The following is a 21,204-nucleotide window of genomic DNA, read 5'->3' on the forward strand; positions in this document are numbered from 1 at the left end:
TCTTAAAATTACCATTAATAAATAATTTTTCTATTTACAGTAGTTCCATCTGCCATTAATACTTCAACTATCAACACCTGATTAGCTACCAGCAATTGATGAACATTAAATTCAGATAAATTAATATCCTTACTTCTAAACAGCACTTTTCCTGCCACATCATATACTACCACATTTTTCAATGTTCTTACTGAAGACTTAACATTTATCTCTCCGTTTTGAACAAAAACTACAACATCAAAATTAGAAGTCCCTTCATTCACCGAACCTTCAGACCCGTTATTCCCAGTATCTGAAGGTGTTTCCACTACTTCCTCAACGATATTTTTATCTACATAACGTAATACAAATCGATTATTAAAAACACCTTTTTCAGTTGTAAAAACATAAGGACCTTTTTTAAGATCATGAAGAACTTTCAAATCCTTATCTTCTAAAAAAACATTTTGAGAAGATAGAACGCCATCTGTATGATCAATACTTATTTCAAATTGACCAACAATAGCTGATTTATAACCTAAAGTCACTGTATCCTGTTTTACAAAAGGTAAAGCACGACCTTGAATAGTATATTTAACTGCTTGATTTACACTATAAAAATCAAGATATTGATTTCCATCATAAGTTAAACCATCAAAATTACCTTCATAATTATTAGTTGCTCCAGTCATATAACCTACTAAAGTTTGCTTAAAAGCACCTTCACTATTAGTTAAATTCAACCAAATTCTGTTTTTCTCTGTAATTGTAGTTGTCGTAGTGGTTTTAGAGGTATTTAACTTAAAAAATTGAGAATTATCTAACAAAGCTCCTGTTGAAGAATTTAACCTCATACTATTATTATAGACTACATTCCCCGTGGCTTTTGCAGTAGCAAAAAAACCTTGTCCCGACGCGATTTGACCATTAGGCACAGCCCCCCCTATAAGAGCAGCAGCAGTAGCCACCCCACCAGTTCTATTATAAGCCGCATAATCACTAACTGTATAATTTTTATAACTAGCACTTCCGGTAATCGAAGTACTAGGAGGAGTATTATGTGTCCAAAAATAAAGCGTCCCTTCTAAAACAGAAGAATTTGCATCTAAAAACGCATTTGCATCTAAAGCTGAAGGATAAGGATTACCCAATAGTTGTGCCTGATTTCCAACTACAGAAACTGACTTCACTCCATTATTAGGTGTTCCTATAAAAGTTGGATTCGTGTCAACAGTAGCAACGGTAAGACTAAAAGTTTGCGGAGCTCTAATAATATAACCTTTCCCAACTGTCATCGAAGCAGCCCCATAATTTATACTTTGCCAACCATTGTTATAACTGTAATATTTATCATAAAGCGTATTAGGAGATAAATTTTTCAATAATTGATCTTCAACTGGTGATGACCAATATGTAAAATCATAACGCTTTACAGCAGAAGTATAACGATGATAAGTAATATTTCCTGTGTTTACAGCCGCATCATTAATTTGAACCAAACTTGCATTGTTTTCAAAAATCAAAGAAGCAGTAGATGCAACATCTACTTCATTCGCAATTTTCAAAGTGCGTCCTGATTTAATAGTCACAACCGTAGAACCTGTTACCTGACATGAACAACCTACAATATCAACATCATTTACATTAGTGTAATCAGTAGAAAAAACTAATCGTTGATTAATAGTTGGTGTACCATTACTCCATCCACTTGTAGACCAAGTATTTGTTTCTGGCGCAACAATAATAACACTTACCGTACCTGAAGTACAACTTCCGTTTGAAGCCGAAAAATAATAAGTCCCTGGTAACAATCCAGTTATTGTTTGTGTTCCACCTCCAGTAATTGTATAAGAAGCATTTGCATAACTTCCTATTCTATAAATTGTACCTGATGATGGTAAATTACTTAAAGTAACACTTCCTGTTGGCACTGTACAAGTTGGATTCGTCGGAGTTCCTGCTGTAGGAGCTGATGGCACATCATTTAATGTTATCGTATAAGAAGCAGAAACAGTACCGTTCCCACAACTATTAACACCATAAACTGTTAAATTACCAGAAGTAGCATTAGTTGCAAAATCTATTGTTATACTATGAGTTGTTCCAGAGATTGTCGCACCTGTTCCAGTATAAGTCCAACTATATGAAGTCGCATTAGTAATTACAGGAACAGAATAAACAATTGAACTTACTCCTTTGCACAAAGAAGTAGTTCCTGAAATGATACCCGCTGCATCTGGAAGAGGATTTACGGTAACAGTTGTAGAAACACAAGAGGTTGTATTACATATACCTTCGTATCTTACAAAATAGGTTGTTGTTAAAGTTGGAGAAACACTTATACTACTTCCAGTTCCAACCAAAGTTCCTCCACATGAACCAGAATACCATTTTGCAGTAGCTCCCGTTCCAGCACTTCCTCCATTTAAAGTAAGTGTAGTTGAAGTACCATTACAAATAGTAGTTGTTCCTGTAATAGATGTTGGTGCAACTGAATATGAATTTACACTTACAGTCACGTCTAGTCTTGAAGTGCTCTCGCAACCAGACACTGTTTGAGACGCATAATAATGAGTTCCATTTGTCAAAGCTGTTGTTGATGCTAAAGCAGAACCACCTGTTGAAGCCGAATACCATTTTATTCCAGAACCAGTAGCAGACAAATTTGAAACCGTAGCTCCAGAACAAAATGACTGAGAAGCTGTTCCTGTAGGAGCTGCAGTATTAACGACTGTTGCAGTTATCGCCTTTCTAGCTGTTGTATAACTTCCATAAGCTACTTCTACATAATAAGTTGTAGTTGTACTTAATGTTGGCGTATAGGTATCTGTTCCGGAAGTACTTGTTCTGAAAGCTGTACCACCAGTTGGAGTAGTATACCATTTAATAGTTGAACCTGAAGTTGGAAAAGCAGTTGCTGTAAATGAAAATGTTTTTGACCCACAAGAAGAATCAGATTCAGGAGAAACATTTAAAACATAATAACCACCATTATTCATCACCTCTTGAAATGTAGGAGTACCTCCTCCACCTTGACAATATGAAATAACAGAAGAACCAATGTAAATATCCTGATTATTACTACAATCTCCAGACAGCCCTCCACTTTTAACATTTACAGGAGTACTAGCTGGCAACTTCAAATTAACTTTGTTCTGAAAATTTACTGTAGCCGCAGGAGTCAATCCTGAGGTCACAATTAACCCACTAGTGTTAATATTATAATTCGTACCCGTACCTCCCGTATTTATTCCATTTAAAACCAAAGTACCATTAATGGTCAAAACTCCAAATACCTGAGTAGTAATCCCAGCTGATCCTATAGAAATTGTATTACCTGCCTGAATTAAAACAGCTCCAGTCCCTGAATACTGACCAGGATAACCTTGAGGAGAAGTACCTGAAGGAGTTACCCAAGTTGTTCCATCAAAATATTGCCAACTTGAAAGAGAAGTCCAATTTCCAGTAGCAACTGATCGATAATCCCCTGTTGATTGCGAAAATCCTTGAATTGCAAAAAATAAAACTGCAATAAGAACTAAAAAGTATTTATAAGTAAAATTAGGTTTCATGGTATTTTTAGATTTGGAGGCCGGGCAAGCCTTAAAATTTAATTCATAACTGACAATTCAATCAATTATGAAGCAAGATTAAATCTATTTCCACTTTCCTAAAACTAAAAACGTTGATATACTTGTTTACTCGTTAAAGTGCATTTTTTTCTCAAACCCCTTTAAACACAAGGCTTTTACTGGAACAAAAAATATATTAAAACCCAGATTTTACTTATGCTATTTCATCTAAAAAAAATCGTATTTAGTCGATACTTTTTAATAAAAAAAAATCCTAATTACAAAATGCAATTAGGATAGATATTCATTTATAGTTTCATCTAATAAACAATCTTTACTGTGCTTTTCTCATTATTTACCAGTTCAACTTTTACAAATAGCACCTGATGTGCTAAATTTAAATTTTCAATCCAAAAATCTTTCAAGTTGATGGAGTCACTTTGATAAACAAGCTGCCCTAAAACATTATAAATACTAACTTTTGAAATCAATTCAGAAGAATTTAGCTTAACAGCATTTGCTTTTACAGAAACCAATATTTTTTTATCTAATGACAAAACCTCTGATTTTTTGTCACTATAACGTAAAACAAAACGATTATCAAATGTTCCCTTTTCAGTAACAAACGAGTAGGGCTCCTTTTTCAAATCATGGACTATATTCAAATAATTATCTTCAAGATATATATCTTGCGAATTCAACAAACCGTCTATTTGATCAATACTAATTTGAAAACTACCTTCATTTGAGGTATGATATCCCAAAACAACAACATCTGCATCATTAAAAGGTAAAGCTCTGCCTTGGATAACTAAATCATGTCCTTGATTTACAGAATAAAAATCAACATCATTATTTATATTCAAAATACTCCCATCAAAACCCTTATCATACTCATTAGTAGCTCCTTCTAAATACCCAATTAATATCTGTTTAAAAACCTCTTCTTTATTTGTCAAATTCAACCAAATGCGACTTTTTTCACTTGTTTTCAACTTAAAAAACTGAGAATTATTCACCCCAAAACTACCTCCACCAACTCGCATACTATTATTAAATGTTAACATACCTCCAGCTGAACTTGAAGGAGCAAAAAAGCCTTGGCCTGCAGCTATCTTTCCACTCGGAAGATAACCACCTGAACCAGCCTTAGTAGCTGTACTAACTGTACCCGTTAGATTAAAAGTAGCGTAATCGTTATTACTATAATTTTTATAACTCGCGCTTCCAGAAACCGTGGCACTTGGCGGAGTATTATGTGTCCAAAAATAAAGAGTTCCTTCTAAAACCGACGAATTAGAACCTAAAAACGCTGCTGCATCAATAGCCGAAGGATATGGATTACCTAATAAATAAAACTTATTTGCTGCTAATACCATTTTAACCTCTCCATTATTAGGCACACCAATAAAAACAGGATCTGCGTCAACTTGCTGATCAGTTATGCTAAATGTCTCCGGTGCTCTTATTGAATAACCATTCCCTGGTTGCATTACAGCAGCCCCATTGTAATAAATAAACCAACCCGTATTAGGATTGTAACCGTAATATTTATCAAATAAAGTATTTGGAGACAAATTATATAACGTTTGACCAACAACCGGAGAAGACCAATAGGTAAAATCATACCTTCTTACTGGAGTTGTAAAACGTTTATAATTAATGATTCCTGTATTAATTGCGGCATCGCTTATTTGAACCAAACTCGCATTATTTTCAAAAGTAAGCGATCCGTTAGTCTCAACATCTACACCATTAGTAACCGTTAAAGTATGTGCAGAATTAATAACTACGTTAGCTCCAGAAGAAACCTTACAACTACAACCTGTAACATTATCAGTAGACGAAAAATTACCAGCAAAAACAATCCTCTTAGAACTGTCAGGAGTTCCATTTACCCAAGTAGAACCATTCCATGTACTGGTCATAATTGAAATAGCATCAATATTAACAGGATCTGAAGCTACTGAAGTACAAGCTCCATTTGAAACCGTAAAAGTAAAACTTCCCCCATCGGCAAGACCTGAAATTACAATACTCGAACCTGTTCCAGTTATCGTACTGGCAGAAGTACCAGAACGGTATAAAGTCCAAGTTCCCGTTGGCAACCCAGTCAATTCTACACTACCTGTATCTAAAGTACAACTAGGTTGCGTAATTGTTCCAACTACCGGAGCTGATGGTGTAACTGGCTGAGTATTTATAGTAAAACTTACATTTGCAGAAGTGCATCCCGATACATTTGAAGCAATAGTATAATTCCCTGAAGGCGCTGTTACTAATGCCCCCACAACACTTACACCTGATGAAGGAGACACCATATAAGTATAGGATGCATTATAATTAGAAATTACAAAACTTCCTGTTGCTGCAGCACATGTAGGATGAGTGATTGTACCAACTGTAGGCACAACCGGAATAGGATTGACTACCATCGTAATTGCATTCGACGTCGTTGGAGATCCAGTTAAACAGGGACTCGCATTTGAAGTCATGACACAACTAACCACATCTCCATTAGACAAAGTCGAATTTGCGTAAGTATCTGAATTAACACCTACATTACTTCCGTTTAATTTCCATTGATAAGTAGGCATTGTCCCACCATTAGTTGGAGTTGCCGTAAAGGTTACGTTTGAACCTGAACAAATAGCACCGGAAGGAGAAGCAGCTATTGCAACACTTGCCGCTAAATTTGGATTAACCGTTACGGTAGCACTACCCGAGATTGGATTACTACAAATTGAAGGTGTTTTATAAATAACACTAACTAAATTATATACAAAAGTTCCGGCTGTACTTGTAGCAACAGCTACATTTGCGAAACTACCTCCTACTATATCTATGGTTTGATTTGCTCCACCATTGATATTATAAGTTATAGTTATGCTTACTGTTTGAGGATTCGTAAATGTAATATTTGGTGATATGTCACCAACACACACACTTGTTGTCCCGCTAATAGTGGCTGTGGGTATTGGACGAACATATAAACTTGCTCCTGAGTCATTAAAACTTAAAACATTTGTGTTTGTACAAGTAGCATTTGAGATCGAAACTAAAGTATAAGTCGCATTTGATGTTGGATTGTCGCCCGGAGTAAAACTATAAGCTGAAGCAGAGGGAATTGAAACCGTATATTGATTTAATGTAGTATCATTTTTATACGTAATACTGTAGGGCGTTGAAAAAGTAGCATCTATTGCATCAAATGTCAAGTGAGGACTTCCTCCAGCACAAATAGTAGTTGCTGCAAAACCGTTTGTTACATTATTAGGCAATTCATTTACTATCAGAGTTCCGGTGGCATTAACACTACCACAGCCTCCTGTTAAAGGAATACTGTAATTAAAAGTTCCTGACACAGTTGGTGTTCCACTAATAGTTATTGTATTTGAAGCCCAAGAAGCTGTTACACCAGCTGGCAAACCAGTAGGCAAACCAATTCCCGTAGCCCCTGTTGTAGTATGCGTAATGGAAGTCATTAATGCATCTACACATAAACTAGACGAAGAGGCTGAAGACACCGTATTTAAATTTACAGTAAAAGCTCCCGAAACAGCGGTAGTAAAAGGCGCACCACACGAACTATTTATTACACAATAATAGTATTTAGTTCCACTACTAGCACTAGAAGGTGTATACACGTTAGAAGTAGCGCCGGAAATCGACGTTCCATCAGAATTAGAAGCCGTAGTATTACTATACCATTGATAAGTCAAACCCGTACCATAAGCAGAAACTGAAATAGGCCCAAAACTTCCACCACAAACAGTTTGACCAGCTGTAGACTGAGTATATGTTGAGGCTGAAACATAAACAGGAACTGGGGCTGAATATTTGAAACCTGTACAACTTGTAGAAGAATATTTCACCCGATACCAAGTAGTAACTGTTAATGATGATGGGGTATAAGTATTAGAAATCGCTGAGGGAACCGCTGTATAAGTACCTCCAGCAGAAGAACTATACTCCCATTGATAAGTAGGAACAGGAGCATTAGTTGTAAATGTCAAAGTTGTAGGTGTTGCACCAGAACAAATCGTTTGACTTTGTGGCGCAATTGTAGCTGTATAAGCATTTCCCCCTGAACCACAACCTAACGAAGTTCCTGAACAATTTGAAGCACATTCATTTCCAGAACCGTAAATATCTGACGACCCCTGTGTAGACATCGAACCTGTAGTATAAAACTGCCCTGTAGTTCCTGAAATATCAATATTCCCATTATTAGTACTATAATTACCATAAACCTGCAATAATCCGTTAACGGTAAAAGTCCCACTACTATTACTATTTACAATATTACCATAAACAATCAAACTCGCCCCTTGTTCGATAACAATAACTACTTTATCTCCAATTAAAAAATTATTAGAGGTAGACCCTAAAGTTCCCAATATTAAAGTAGCTCCATTCTTTACCGTTAACGTAAAAGTTGAATTCCCTCCTATACTTGTAACTCCTCCAATTGTTGTCGTACCTGAAGCAATTGTCAAACTACCTGAAGCGTTTACATTTGTCAAATTATAATTTGATCCTCCTGGTTGATCAGTGACATCTTGATTAAAAGTATAACTACCTGTACTAATAGTCAAATTTTGATCTAGAGTTAGCGGACTATTAACTGTTACATTATTAGTACTTAGAGGAACAGCTGAAGGTGTCCAAGTACTACCTGAAGACCATACATAAGTAGACCCAGAAGTTGCAACCTGACAAATAGCTTTAATTGAAAAGCCAAACAATAAAAAAACAAAAAAAACTCTCTTAAACAAGATAAACCTCATAAATTAACAATTATTCAATTAAATCGATAATAAATTATGAAATAGGGCGATTTAAATTAAATCATTAGCTTTCAGAAGATAAAACAAAATCGACAACAAGCGTTTTTCATCGCCAACTAACATTTTTTTAAAAACAAATATGCTTTTCGCAGTTTAAAACATACTTATCAACAGAAATAAGTACCTTTACAGTAGCTATATAACCAAAAAAATAGCATAAAAATGAAAGAAGTATATTCTATCAAAGAAGCCATTCAAAAAATCGAAAATTATTGTGCCTACCAGGAACGTTGCCATGATGAAGTGGAGCAAAAATTACGCAGTTTGAGAATGGATTCAGATGAAATTGCCCAAATAATTACGCATCTGATTAATGAAAACTTTCTTAATGAAGAACGTTTCGCCTGTAGTTTTGCCCGAGGTAAACACCGTATTAAACATTGGGGCAAAATCAGAATTACCAATGAATTAAAATTCAGAGGAATTAATCAAACACTAATTAATATTGCTCTTAAAGAAATAAGTCCTGAAGAATATTATAAAACTTTTGATTCTTTGGCCAACAAAAATTGGGAATCCATTCGAGAAACGAATTCACTTAAAAAACGAAAAAAATTCTGTGATTTTATGTTAAGACGTGGCTGGGAAAGCAATTTGGTTTACGAAAAACTCAAAGATTTAGAATCGGAGAATACTTTATAACGACAGTAAAACACTCACCGCATTTCCACCGAAACCAACTGCATTTACTAAAACTTTTCGAATTGGTTTGCTTTGTATTTGCGCTTTCGCAAAAGGAACTCCGATAAATTGATTGTGTTCCATCATCAGAATAGCCAATTCAACACTTAACATTCCAGAAGCACCAAATGTGTGCCCGATTTTCCATTTATTAGTAGTCAGCAATGGCAAATGATCTCCGAATATTTTTTGAATAGCTTTATATTCTGTCAAATCACCTACTTTAGTTCCTGGAGCATGCATCACAATCGCATCAACTTCTTCGATTTTAGTGTCAGCCAACGCCATTTTCATTGATTTTTGAAAACAAATCGCTTCGGCAGAAATAGAAATATTGTGTTCCAAAATTTCAGTAGCATAACCTACCCCTTCGATAAAAGCCAAAGCATTGTCTTTTTTCCCAAATTCTAAACAACAAACTGCTCCACCTTCACCTAAAATCATTGAACTTAGTTTTTTATCAAAATTCAACGCCTGGTTTGGATAGGTATCTTCACTGTGCGAATAGATTTTTAACGCACGCATTTGCCCAATAGTAAAATCAGTCAATGGCGCTTCACTACCACCAACCAAAAATTTATCCACCATTCCGGAACGCAACCAAGCTACTCCGTTCAACAGCGCATGTAAAGCAGTGGAACAGGTAATAGAATGTGAAATTTCAGGCCCTGTACATTGTAAATCATGCCCCACCCAGGAAGCAATATTCCCCAAAGTGGTGGTAGGCGAAGCTAATGTTTGCGCTTTTCCGGTTTCTAAATATTCTTTATAATGGTTTTCAAACAACTCAGTTGCACCGCGCGAAGAACCAATATTTATCCCAAAAACAGATTCCTTATCCCATTTAGCATCAGCAATTGCTTTACGCGAAGCTGCCATGGCATATAAAACCGATTTATCTAAAGATTTGTATTTGATATCGGAATGTTGCAACTCTGAAACTATTTTTTGAGATGCTTCATCCAAAACTGCCACCAAAGTCTCTTGATGATCTAACTGTTTTTTAGAAAAAAAATGTTCAGCTGAAAGATAATTTTCCCAAATGGTTTTGGAATCATTCCCTAATGGAGAAATTGAGGCTAAAGCGGTAATTGAAATTATTGTTGACAAGACTTTTTTATTTTACTGCAAATGTCGTAAAGTTTTTAAAAACATAAACTATTTAAACCATTTCAATAGCTTTCTCGACTACGGTATATATTTTTTGCAATTGTTCGTCGGTAATGATATATGGTGGCAAAATATAAACGATATTTCCAACAGGACGAATTATAATTCCGTTTTCAATAAAGAAATTATACAATTTGGTTCGCATAGTTCCATAATAACTTTCTTCACCTTCTTTCTTTATTTCCAAGGCAAAAATAGTCCCTAAAACTCTTGTAGTTGTAACTTTAGAATGCTTTTTTATGTATTCCTGAAAACCCAAATGCCTTTGATTGATACGTACTAAATTAGCCTGCATTTCAGGCGTTTGCAACAATTCAAAACTGGCTAAAGCTGCCGCACAACCCGTAGGATTGGCTGTAAAAGTATGTCCATGAAACAAGGCTTTATTAATATCTTCATCATAAAAAGCTTCAAATATTTCCTGAGTAAAAGTGGTAATCGCCATAGGAATGGTCCCTCCGGTCAACGCTTTAGAGAGACACATCATATCAGGAACATTAGGACAATAATCCATGGCAAAGGTTTTTCCGGTTTTCCCAAAACCAGTCATTACTTCATCGGCAATGGTTAACACATTATTGTCTCGACAAATTTGGATTAACTGATCTAAAGCTTCCGCTTCATACATCACCATTCCGGCTGCTCCCTGCACTAAAGGTTCAAATATAAAAGCTGCACAATCATGCTCCTGAATCACCTTTCGTAAAGTATCAAAACTAAGTTGTTCTTTGCCTTTTACAGGAACAGGAATTCGCACTACGTCAATAAACATCCCCTGAAAAGCCTGTGTATAAAAGGAAATTCCGCTGGCAGCCATTGCTGCAAAAGTATCGCCGTGAAAAGCATCTTCAAATGCAATAATGGTTGTTCGTTTTTCGCCTTTATTATAAAAATATTGCAAAGCTACTTTTATGGCTACTTCCACTGATGTCGAACCATTATCAGAAAAGAATATTTTTTGCTGATTTTTTGGCAATAGTTTCATCAATTGCTCGGCAACCTTAATAGCTGGTTCATGCGTAAATCCTCCAAAAAGCACATGTTCTAAAGTAGTGAGTTGTTTGTAAATTCTATCAGCAATGAATCGATTCGAATGCCCAAAAGGATTCACCCACCAAGAGGCAATCGCATCAATATATTCTTTGTTGTTTTCGTCCCAAAGTAAAGCTCCCTCACCTCTGGTTATCGCAATAGGCAATTGAGCTGTTTTGTGTTGGGTATACGGATGCCAAAGGTATTGGCTGTCTTTTTCAGTTAAAGTCATTTGCTTTTTAGATAAAAGAGTAAAGATACAAGAAGAAAGATTAATACCTGATTTCAAACAAAAGTTCTCTTTTTTCTTGCTTCTTTCCTCTTATAAATTCATTAATTTCTCACGAAACAATTCAGCATATTCACGAATTACATTTTGGTCAAAATATGGTTCTTCATCAATTCTTCCGATACAATTGATTCCTGTTTTTTTCAAAATAATTGATTCTGTTGCTTGATTTTCTTTGCCATTAAAAAGGATTCCTGCAATAGCAATTTTCCTGTTTTGCAAAGCTTCAATAGTCAAAAGAGTATGATTTATACTTCCCAAATAATGACGTGAAACTACAATTACTTTATAATCTAGCTGAATCAAATCGACAATCGTTTCATCATCATTGATTGGCACAAAGACTCCCCCTGCACCTTCAACCACAAGATGATTGTTAGTAACCGGCTCTGTTATATTTTTTAAATCAATAACAACATTATCCAATTCGGCAGCCAAATGAGGACTTGCAGGCGTATTCAAAGCATAGCTGTTTGGATGTATAACTGTCTTATCATTGGACAAAAACGCTTTTATTTTATGACTATCCGAAGTATCTAAATCGCCTGCCTGGATAGGTTTCCAATAATCTGCTTCTAAAGCTTCAGTAATTATTGCCGAAGCAATGGTTTTACCTACATCGGTACCAATTCCTGTTATAAATAATTTCATAGTTTGAATTTAACCGCAAAGTTCGCAAAGAAAGCTCAAAATCCACAAAGAATTAACTTTTAACCAACAATTGAATCAATTAAATTCAAAATTGCAACTATTGCATTTGTATTTATGTTTAGAATAAAACGGAATAAACCCTATTATCACTGAAAAAATATACACTAATAGAGATTTATAATCACTTATAGAAGTTCTCATATTGATTTGCTCTGCTCCACAATTTGGACATTTCATCAGCGTATTTTCATTATCTAATGAATACTCCGATATTTGGGAAATAATTTCCATAGCTTTCACATAATCCTCTTTTGAAACTAAAAGTTTCACACCTCCAACAGCATTACTATATAAAGGATTAGCATCTATTATATTAATATCTTTCAAATAAACAACAACACCTTCAGACTCTAATTTCCCTTTAAAAATTAAAGCTTCCGAGCTATATTGATAATTGGCAATTTCTTGAAATTTTGTTTCCTCCATAAGTGGCACAAAATTACTAAATAAATAATGTGTTTAGTCATAAAAAAGGCCATCAAGATTTGATAGACTAATTTTTCATTCTTTTAATTCATCGATTATTTTTCGAATTTCTTTTGCATACTTACCGTAAAATTTATGCACCCACCATTCCAAAACCAAACCCATAAAAAGAATAAAGAAAGCTATCAAAAATATTAAAACAAAAACTTCACTATTTTGAAAACTCATGGTTTCTATTCTTGTCGTTTCTGATAATTTATAGAATTTCATCCCTACGACAAATAGAACAACAAAAGGAATTAGAGCAAATCCAAAAGTTTTATATAATTCCATATTTAGTCGAATATCAAAATACGTTTCGTATAAACTGTCTTTTGTATTCAAGCTAGTTTTTGTTAATCTTTTGTAGAAAAGAAAAAGCTTTACCAAATAATAAATACTTACAGCTATAAAGATTGAAAAAAGTAGATAAAAAGGAATTATAGCTTTAACTGGAAAATTTTTTATTAAAGGCACAAATCCAACTAATATCATAGCTGAAATTTGATAAAAAAATTCATTTTTTAAATTTTTCTTAATCTTATCTAGCGGTGTATTTGCTGCATTTATTTTCTGAAAATTTTGAGGAATCTTTACTTCATTATTTTGTTCGCTATTCCATGCTTTCTGTATATTGTTAAAATCCATAACCTTGATTTTTTATAATTTCTTTCAATTTTTCTTTTGCTCTATTTAATTTCACTCTAGCATTCCCTTCAGAAATACCTAAACTCTCACCAATCTCTCTATGAGAAAATCCTTCTAGTTGATAGAAAATAATGGCTTTGTCAATTTTTTCAAGTTTTTGGACTGCTTTATAAAAGCATTCAATTTGTTTTTCTTTTCCATCAACATCACATTCTTCCTCATGAATATTTGTAGAGGATAATTCATATTTATCTACTTTTCGTTTTTCTTTCTTTAAGAATACAATTGCGGTATTGATGGCGACACGATACATCCAGGTAGAAAATTGACTTTCTCCCTTAAACGATTCAAAAGCTTTCCACAATTGATAAACAATTTCTTGAAACAAATCCTCCTGATCGTCTTTATTGTCCATATACATTTTGGAAACTTTAAAAAGAATTCCTTTATGCTGCTCTATCCGATTTAAAAATGCTTGTTCTTTAACTTTCAAAACGTTTAATTTTTGATAGAAGTCACTGTGTATCCTGCTTGACGCAATAAATTAATTACTCCATTATCTCCTGGTAAATGTGCCGCACCTACCGCAAAGAAAATACTATGTTGTTGCATCATTTCAGGCATTTCAGTGACCCATTTTTTATTTCTGGAATCTAACATAAAATTTTGCACTTCTTTATTCATATATTTTTTATCTGTAGACAAACTAAAAAGTTTATTTATATCTTCATTTTTATAAATACCAACCAATTCATTAAAATGAGTACTATCATATAGCTCTAATTGTTCAATAAATTCATTATTATCATAGGCATTGGCAAAGGCTTTAATTTGATCGTCTACCTTTTCCATCCCGTGAATGATGCTTTTACGTTGCATTCCCATTTTCAAAAATTCAAATTCATACATTTTTGGAGGGCAATTCAATTCCTTCATCAAAACAACACTCAATAAGCCTATTAAATTATAATTTTCATAATCTTTAATATTTAATGAAAATGAATTTTTGAGTATAGCCTCTAATTTTGAATATTCTTCCTTTGTTAATGTTCGAGACAAAGGTGTTGATGCAACGGCTAACTTTTGCATGTTTTGCAGTTCTAATGGGTCATCAAAATCCAATTCCAATGCTAATTCTTCTGTTTGATCAAATGCTTTTATCACTTTTTCTTTGATTACAAAATCATTTTCACACATCATATGAATTGTTCCAAATAGATAAGAAGGTTTTTGTAGTCCATTACCCGAAATTTTCCAAAGTAATGAGTTTTCATTTTTGTCGACTTGAGCAAACCCAATATTTACTACTAAAACTAAACTTGATATTAATACAGATTTTAAAAATTTTTCCATTTTATAATTTTTTTGATTACACTTAATAAGTAATCGAAATCCAAAAACGTTACAAAAAATCAAAAAAAAATTACAAAAGACTTAAAAGAGTAGCGATTACTGAGGTTATTTCCTCTTTCGAATTAGAGGCATGCAAACAAAAACGCAATCGTTCCTGACCTTCCGGAACTGTTGGCGACAAAATGGCTTTGACATCATAGCCCTTATTCTGAAGTTGTCGCGCAATCGCTTTTACTTTTTCATTTCCCGGGACAATCGCACATTGAATTGCTGATTTAGATCGAACAAAAAGAGGCTTTAAACCCAACAGGTTCTTTTGCTGATTGAAATGAATAATATTTTCTTTTAGGGCAAAAATCTTATCCTTTTCAGTTTCCAAATGCTGATAAGCTATTAGAATTGTAGCAACTGAATGTGGAGAAAGCCCCGTTGTATAGATAAAACTTCGGGCAAAGTTGACTAAATACTGTTTTAATTCCTCGCTACCCAAAATAGCAGCGCCATGGCAACCCAAACCCTTTCCAAAAGTCATTATTCGCGCAAAAACTTTGTCTTGTACATCATATTCCTGAACCAAACCACTACCATTTTCTCCAAAAACACCCAAAGCATGGGCTTCATCAACGACTAAATAACAACCATATTTTTCAGAAATAGCAATCAATTCTTCCATATTAGGACAATCGCCATCCATAGAAAAAACGGTTTCTGTAACTATGTATATCTCTTTAATTAAGTTGTCAGACTGAGCCTGTCTAAGTCTTTTCTCTAAATCTTCAAAATCATTATGATTGAATTTATACGCTTTGGCATAAGACAATTGGATTCCGTCTCTGATAGACGCATGACAAAGCTCGTCATAAAGTATCAAATCTCCCTTTTGAGGCACCGAACTAAAAAAACCGACATTGGCATCATAACCCGAATTAAAAATCAACGCAGAGGCTGACTGATGAAATTGAGCAATATAATTTTCTGCTTCCTGATATAAGACATGATTTCCTGATATTAATCGGGAACCCGTCGCGCCATTTTGAATAAAATTATTTTCTATCAAATATTGATGACTTGCCTTAAAAATCGATTCTGATTTAGAAAAACCAATATAATCATTGGAAGTGAAATCAACTAAATTAGAAGACTCAGGCAAATGACGCAAGGCATTACTTTTAATTCTCGCCTCTAGTTTTACTATTAGATTTTTGGGTAAACTTTTCATAAATCAAAAATAAAAAAAAACGCCAAGCAAAAGCTTGACGTTTTTATAGTAACCTGAATTGCCCTAGTCAGCTAAAACAATTACTTTATTGTCTTTCATTTCAATAGTTCCTGAAGCAATAGCTAAAGTATAGTTTTGATCATTTACTTTAGTAAACAATGGCGCTGCTTCTTTATTAAACTTAAAACTAGGCGCTGTAATTTTTACAGTTCCTTTTTGAAGTAAAGAAACTATTGGGGCGTGGTTGTTTAAAATTTGAAAACTTCCGTCAACACCCGGTAAAGTGATTGAGGTAATTTCTCCTTTAAACAAAGATGCCTCTGGTGATACTATTTCTAAAATCATATTTTTTAAAGTTAGAAGTTAGAAGTTAGAAGTTAGAAGTTCTGAAAACTACCAACTGAAAACTGCCAACTGATTTTATGCTTCCGCTAACATTTTCTCTCCAGCTTCGATAGCTTCTTCGATAGTTCCTTTCAAGTTGAATGCTGATTCTGGCAAGTGATCTAATTCACCGTCAATAATCATATTAAATCCTTTGATAGTATCTTTAATATCAACTAATACACCTGGAATACCTGTAAACTGCTCCGCTACGTGGAAAGGTTGAGATAAGAAACGTTGTACACGACGTGCTCTAGATACTGCTAATTTATCTTCTTCAGATAACTCTTCCATACCTAAGATAGCGATGATATCTTGTAATTGTTTGTATTTTTGAAGAATCTCTTTTACTCTTTGTGCACAGTCATAGTGCTCGTTTCCTAAGATATGTGGAGTCAAGATACGAGAAGTAGAATCTAATGGATCTACCGCTGGGTAAATACCTAACTCAGCAATTTTACGAGACAATACTGTTGTAGCATCTAAGTGCGCGAAAGTTGTAGCTGGCGCAGGGTCAGTTAAGTCATCCGCAGGTACGTAAACCGCTTGTACAGATGTAATAGATCCTTTGTTTGTAGATGTAATACGCTCTTGCATCGCACCCATCTCAGTTGCTAATGTTGGTTGGTAACCTACCGCAGATGGCATACGACCTAAAAGTGCAGATACCTCAGAACCAGCTTGTGTAAAACGGAAGATATTATCAACGAAGAATAATACATCTTTTCCTTGGTCTGATCCAGCTCCATCACGGAAGTACTCAGCAATAGAAAGACCTGATAAAGCTACACGAGCACGTGCTCCTGGTGGCTCATTCATTTGTCCGAAAACGAAAGTAGCTTTAGACTCTCTCATTCCTGGCAAATCTACTTTAGATAAATCCCATCCTCCATTTTCCATAGAGTGCATGAATTCCTCACCGTATTTAATAATTCCTGACTCTAACATCTCACGAAGCAAGTCATTTCCTTCACGTGTTCTTTCACCTACTCCAGCGAATACTGAAAGTCCACCGTGACCTTTTGCAATATTGTTAATCAACTCCTGAATCAATACGGTTTTACCTACTCCGGCACCACCAAACAATCCAATTTTACCACCTTTTGCATAAGGCTCGATCAAATCAATTACTTTAATACCTGTAAATAAAACTTCAGAAGAAGTAGATAAATCTTCGAATTTAGGAGCCTGACGGTGAATTGACATTCCGTTCTCACCTGTTTTAGGCAATTCTGGCAAACCATCAATAGCATCTCCAACAACGTTAAATAAACGTCCGTAAACATCTGCACCAATCGGCATTTGAATAGGATTTCCTGTTCCTATTACTTCATAACCTCTACTCAAACCATCTGTTGAATCCATCGAAATGGTACGAACAGTATTTTCTCCAATGTGAGATTGTACTTCTAGGATTAATTTAGTACCATCTTTTTTTACAATTTCTAACGAATCATAAATTTTTGGAAGTTCAACATCCTTACCGTTGAAAACAACGTCAACTACTGGGCCAATGATTTGGGCAACTTTTCCTATTACTCTAGACATTACTTATGTATTTATTAAACAGCTATTTAGGTTTATGAAACTTACCTCTTCAAAATTCAATGAATTAGGTCTTTTTTCAGAGCGCAAAGATAATTTTTTAAAATAAAAAATCAACAATTTTATTTAAAAAACATTAAAAAATAAAATATAGTTTAAAAACTACTTTAAAATTGGGTTACTCCAATCATTTTAACTTAAAATAATTAAATACGTTTTTCTATTATTTAAAAACAACATCCTTCTCATTTTTCAAAAAAATCAAGGATTAATTACCCAAGACACAAAATATTGATGACCAATCCTTCCAGCGCCCAAAACCTGCATATACTCTTTACCACCAATATTTGCTGCTACAATTTTAAGTGTCGATTTCAAAGAAGGTATACTATAATTCATTTGAGCATCAAAAACCGTTGCCGATTTTACGATTCCATCTACCATTGAAGATTCCCATTTATAATCGGTATTCCATCTTCCACTTACATTAAAACCAAAATTTTTAAACAATTTTTCATTTCCAAAAGAAGCTTTCACTCTGTGTTTTGGCGTATTAAAACCTGCTTCAAAACTTGGATCTTTAGCCTGATTAAAATTAAATTCGGCATAATTATAATTTACCCCTACTTCATAATCTTTATAAACCTTTCTATTTAACCCTAAACCAAAACCAAATGATTTAATTTCCACATCAGTATTTGTATATAATTGATAAGCTCTGTAATTATCATTTTGAAGTGCGTGTAAAGTTTGCGCCCCCGGGTCAGTTGGACCACCCAATGGATTTGGAGAATCTTGAACAACACCATAGAATGGAGAAATAACAGTTAGATTTCCAATAAAATCATTATAAATATTATAATAAGCACTCACATCAACAGACATATTACTCACAACAGAACGATACCCTAATTCAAAGGCTCTAACACGTTCCGGTTTTACATAATCCACATTAGCTTTTCTCAATAAATCTGAAGCAGCAATAGGATTTGAAGTCGCCAATGCTACGAAAGCCTGCACCGAACTTGCCAAATAAGAATTACCATAAGCTTCCTCTCCTGTCATCTCTTTCGTTGCTCCTCCATTGAAAAACTGTCCGGTTGGGGTATTAACCTGTAAAATTTCAGAATATCTGGATAAATTATCCGGTGCCGAACCTATCAATACCGCATTACCTACGTTAAAACCGATATATTGATCCTGTGTTGTAGGATTTCTGAAACCCGTTTGAAACGACGCTCTTAAATTATGCTGCTTATTTTCACCGGCAGCATAAACCAATGAAATACGCGGCGAATAATTCCCTTTAAAATTTTGAGATTTATCATATCGGATAGAACCTGTGAATTTTAATCGTTCATCCATAAATTTCTTCATCAATTGGGTATAAGCGCCATACTCATTATAATGAATAGGACCATTAGCATCTGTATAAATTCTTCCGTGAGAATTCAATTGATATTCCCTGAAAGAACCTCCAATTTGAATTTCAGCAAACTTTACCAAATCCTTAAAATTGTAATTAGCATCTGAATGATAGATTTTTGAATTATCAACCAACTTTGAACCCGACAAAACATCAGGTTCTGCAATTACACTATTAAAAGCCGATTTGAAAGCTGAAGTTCCCGGCATTAATCTACCCACATCTGCCTGAGATCTGGCATAGGCATGCGCCCCGACAGCATTATTATACAATGGACTCAAAGGATTCCCATAAGCCCCTGCATAATTTGCAGCATAAGTTCCAAACCAGGTTTCATCTGACTTCCATGTTCTATTTACATTAATCCCAGTAAAAAGCATATCATAGGACTGACCACCATCTTCAGATGTTGTATAACCTCTTAAAAAGAAATTCTTCCCTTTGAATTCTAATTTATGCTGTTGCATAAAAAAGTTATTCAAATAATAACGATTAGCCCCTTGATAAACTGCGTTACCAAAACCAAATTTACTCAACCAAATAACTTCCAATTTCTCATCTCCAAAAGGTCTGAAATGAAAAGCAAGATCTATCTTAGTATTACTAGCTTTGTTATCTGTCAAATCCACCTCCTTATATCCTGTTCTGGAAACATTCTCTTTTGGCAAATATTCTGCAAAACCTGAAGGTAATCCTGCGGCAGTCCATGCCCCACTAGCAACCATCTTTTGACCTACATTATAAATATTCGTACTTACTTCATCACCATAAACATTCACACCATCGTAATTAGGATTCGTTCTGTTCCTACCTGCAAAAAATCGATCATTATAGTCTGTAGCAAACCAATCTGTACCTCTCATATAGGTAAAATTAGCTTTAGCAGCAAAATGTTTATCAAAAGCATGAGCCATTCTAATTCCGTAATCTACAAAATCATTAACCCCAGCGGCTTTTTGACTAGTTTGCCCGTATTTTACATAAGTGGTTATCCCTTGATAATTAAACGGACTTTTACTATTCATAAACATAATTCCGTTAAACGCATTAGCACCATACAATGCAGATGAAGCCCCAGGCAATAACTCTACGCTTTGCACATCTATTTCTGAAACTCCAACCATATTCCCTAAAACAAAATTTAATAACGGAGACGAATTATCCATTCCATCCACCAATTGCATAAAACGCGTATTTGCCACTGTTGCAAAACCACGAGTATTGATAGATTTAAAAGTCAAACTACTGGTATTCATTTGTACTTCTTTCAAATTTTCAAGACCATCATAAAAAGTTGCAGAAGCACTTTTCTTCACATCAGAAATCCCCATTCTTTCAATAGTAACAGGAGACTCAAGCACCCTTTCTGGTGTACGAGATGCAGAAACAACAATTTCATTGAGGACATTTTGTTCTTCTTCAAGCACAATACCCATAAGTTGCTTCAGTGAAGACACTTTAACTCTTTTAGTTACAAAACCCACACTACTTACTTCAAGCTCAAAAGGCAAAATTAATTTTACACTCAAAAGAAACCTTCCATCACTATCCGCAACCGTAGTTACATTTTGACCAACAACCTGAATATTAGCACCAGCAACAGGCAAATTACTCTTTTCCACAACTGAACCACCAACCGAATTTTGAGCAAAATTCAAACCGAAAAAAAACAAAAACAACAAAATAAGACCATTTTTCATAGGGTTAAGTATTAATGATTTGTACTACTAAAATAATATTAATTTTGACACAGCAACAAAATAAATGGCATAATTTCAAGAATAAGTGCAAAAAAAATCATTTAAATTATCAAATTCACAACAACCTTTCAAAACCAACACGTCTTTTCAAAACAAAACTTATACTAACAAAAAAAGCGA

The 21,204-nt window shown here is 34.4% G+C and carries 14 protein-coding genes; 1 reads left to right on the forward strand and 13 read right to left on the reverse strand.

Going from position 1 to position 21,204, the window contains the following annotated elements; translation table 11 throughout:
- Positions 1–14: 14 nt before the first annotated feature.
- The gene (locus AAEO59_RS06075; RefSeq protein WP_341699845.1) at positions 15–3,551 is read right to left on the reverse strand and encodes an Ig-like domain-containing protein; all 3,537 of its coding nucleotides are present in this window, start codon (positions 3,549–3,551) and stop codon (positions 15–17) included.
- Between the two features lie 320 nt (positions 3,552–3,871).
- On the reverse strand, positions 3,872–8,341 hold the full coding sequence (locus AAEO59_RS06080; protein WP_341699846.1) for a T9SS sorting signal type C domain-containing protein: 4,470 nt from the start codon (positions 8,339–8,341) through the stop codon (positions 3,872–3,874).
- 222 nt (positions 8,342–8,563) lie between these two features.
- Between AAEO59_RS06080 and AAEO59_RS06085 the strand changes: the two genes are divergently transcribed.
- Positions 8,564–9,043: a regulatory protein RecX gene (locus AAEO59_RS06085; protein ID WP_341699848.1), complete on the forward strand. Its 480-nt coding sequence runs from the start codon at positions 8,564–8,566 to the stop codon at positions 9,041–9,043.
- Here the strand turns inward: AAEO59_RS06085 and AAEO59_RS06090 are convergent.
- From AAEO59_RS06090 to AAEO59_RS06140, 11 genes are all read right to left on the reverse strand, one after another.
- Complete coding sequence (locus AAEO59_RS06090) at positions 9,038–10,192, reverse strand: beta-ketoacyl synthase N-terminal-like domain-containing protein (RefSeq protein WP_341699849.1); 1,155 nt, start codon at positions 10,190–10,192, stop codon at positions 9,038–9,040. The genes AAEO59_RS06085 and AAEO59_RS06090 overlap by 6 nt on opposite strands.
- A 52-nt stretch (positions 10,193–10,244) precedes the next feature.
- Positions 10,245–11,516, reverse strand: a complete 1,272-nt coding sequence (bioA, locus tag AAEO59_RS06095) for an adenosylmethionine--8-amino-7-oxononanoate transaminase (RefSeq protein ID WP_341699850.1) — start codon at positions 11,514–11,516, stop codon at positions 10,245–10,247.
- Positions 11,517–11,606: 90 nt separating this feature from the next.
- A complete protein-coding gene (gene bioD, locus AAEO59_RS06100; protein WP_341699851.1) occupies positions 11,607–12,224 on the reverse strand; it encodes a dethiobiotin synthase in 618 nt (205 codons plus the stop codon).
- 75 nt (positions 12,225–12,299) lie between these two features.
- Positions 12,300–12,710, reverse strand: a complete 411-nt coding sequence (locus tag AAEO59_RS06105) for a putative signal transducing protein (protein ID WP_341699852.1) — start codon at positions 12,708–12,710, stop codon at positions 12,300–12,302.
- Between the two features lie 75 nt (positions 12,711–12,785).
- Complete coding sequence (locus AAEO59_RS06110) at positions 12,786–13,397, reverse strand: hypothetical protein (protein ID WP_341699853.1); 612 nt, start codon at positions 13,395–13,397, stop codon at positions 12,786–12,788.
- Positions 13,387–13,890 carry an RNA polymerase sigma factor gene (locus AAEO59_RS06115; RefSeq protein WP_341699854.1) on the reverse strand — a complete coding sequence of 168 codons (504 nt, stop codon included), beginning with the start codon at positions 13,888–13,890 and terminating at the stop codon, positions 13,387–13,389. Before AAEO59_RS06115 ends, AAEO59_RS06110 begins: the two co-directional genes overlap by 11 nt.
- Positions 13,891–13,895: 5 nt before the next feature.
- Positions 13,896–14,750, reverse strand: coding sequence for a TraB/GumN family protein (locus AAEO59_RS06120; RefSeq protein ID WP_341699855.1), 855 nt, complete (start codon positions 14,748–14,750; stop codon positions 13,896–13,898).
- Between the two features lie 70 nt (positions 14,751–14,820).
- The gene (locus tag AAEO59_RS06125) at positions 14,821–15,969 is read right to left on the reverse strand and encodes an aminotransferase class I/II-fold pyridoxal phosphate-dependent enzyme (RefSeq protein WP_341699856.1); all 1,149 of its coding nucleotides are present in this window, start codon (positions 15,967–15,969) and stop codon (positions 14,821–14,823) included.
- 63 nt (positions 15,970–16,032) lie between these two features.
- Positions 16,033–16,314, reverse strand: a complete 282-nt coding sequence (locus AAEO59_RS06130) for a F0F1 ATP synthase subunit epsilon (protein WP_341699857.1) — start codon at positions 16,312–16,314, stop codon at positions 16,033–16,035.
- 75 nt (positions 16,315–16,389) lie between these two features.
- Positions 16,390–17,901 (reverse strand): F0F1 ATP synthase subunit beta, encoded by a 1,512-nt coding sequence (gene atpD / locus AAEO59_RS06135; protein ID WP_071184177.1) that lies wholly within the window; start codon positions 17,899–17,901, stop codon positions 16,390–16,392.
- Between the two features lie 258 nt (positions 17,902–18,159).
- A complete protein-coding gene (locus AAEO59_RS06140) occupies positions 18,160–21,024 on the reverse strand; it encodes a TonB-dependent receptor domain-containing protein (protein ID WP_341699858.1) in 2,865 nt (954 codons plus the stop codon).
- Positions 21,025–21,204: the final 180 nt, after the last annotated feature.

This window comes from Flavobacterium flavipallidum (genome assembly GCF_038289905.1).
Lineage (GTDB): Bacteria > Bacteroidota > Bacteroidia > Flavobacteriales > Flavobacteriaceae > Flavobacterium > Flavobacterium flavipallidum.

Bases quoted from the DNA above. Each gene is read 5' to 3' on its own strand.
- AAEO59_RS06075 (WP_341699845.1), bottom strand. From the start codon at position 3,551: ATGAAACCTAATTTTACTTATAAATACTTTTTAGTTCTTATTGCAGTT.
- AAEO59_RS06080 (WP_341699846.1), bottom strand. From the start codon at position 8,341: ATGAGGTTTATCTTGTTTAAGAGAGTTTTTTTTGTTTTTTTATTGTTT.
- AAEO59_RS06085 (WP_341699848.1), top strand. From the start codon at position 8,564: ATGAAAGAAGTATATTCTATCAAAGAAGCCATTCAAAAAATCGAAAAT.
- bioA (WP_341699850.1), bottom strand. From the start codon at position 11,516: ATGACTTTAACTGAAAAAGACAGCCAATACCTTTGGCATCCGTATACC.
- bioD (WP_341699851.1), bottom strand. From the start codon at position 12,224: ATGAAATTATTTATAACAGGAATTGGTACCGATGTAGGTAAAACCATT.
- AAEO59_RS06105 (WP_341699852.1), bottom strand. From the start codon at position 12,710: ATGGAGGAAACAAAATTTCAAGAAATTGCCAATTATCAATATAGCTCG.
- AAEO59_RS06110 (WP_341699853.1), bottom strand. From the start codon at position 13,397: ATGGATTTTAACAATATACAGAAAGCATGGAATAGCGAACAAAATAAT.
- AAEO59_RS06120 (WP_341699855.1), bottom strand. From the start codon at position 14,750: ATGGAAAAATTTTTAAAATCTGTATTAATATCAAGTTTAGTTTTAGTA.
- AAEO59_RS06125 (WP_341699856.1), bottom strand. From the start codon at position 15,969: ATGAAAAGTTTACCCAAAAATCTAATAGTAAAACTAGAGGCGAGAATT.
- AAEO59_RS06130 (WP_341699857.1), bottom strand. From the start codon at position 16,314: ATGATTTTAGAAATAGTATCACCAGAGGCATCTTTGTTTAAAGGAGAA.
- atpD (WP_071184177.1), bottom strand. From the start codon at position 17,901: ATGTCTAGAGTAATAGGAAAAGTTGCCCAAATCATTGGCCCAGTAGTT.
- AAEO59_RS06140 (WP_341699858.1), bottom strand. From the start codon at position 21,024: ATGAAAAATGGTCTTATTTTGTTGTTTTTGTTTTTTTTCGGTTTGAAT.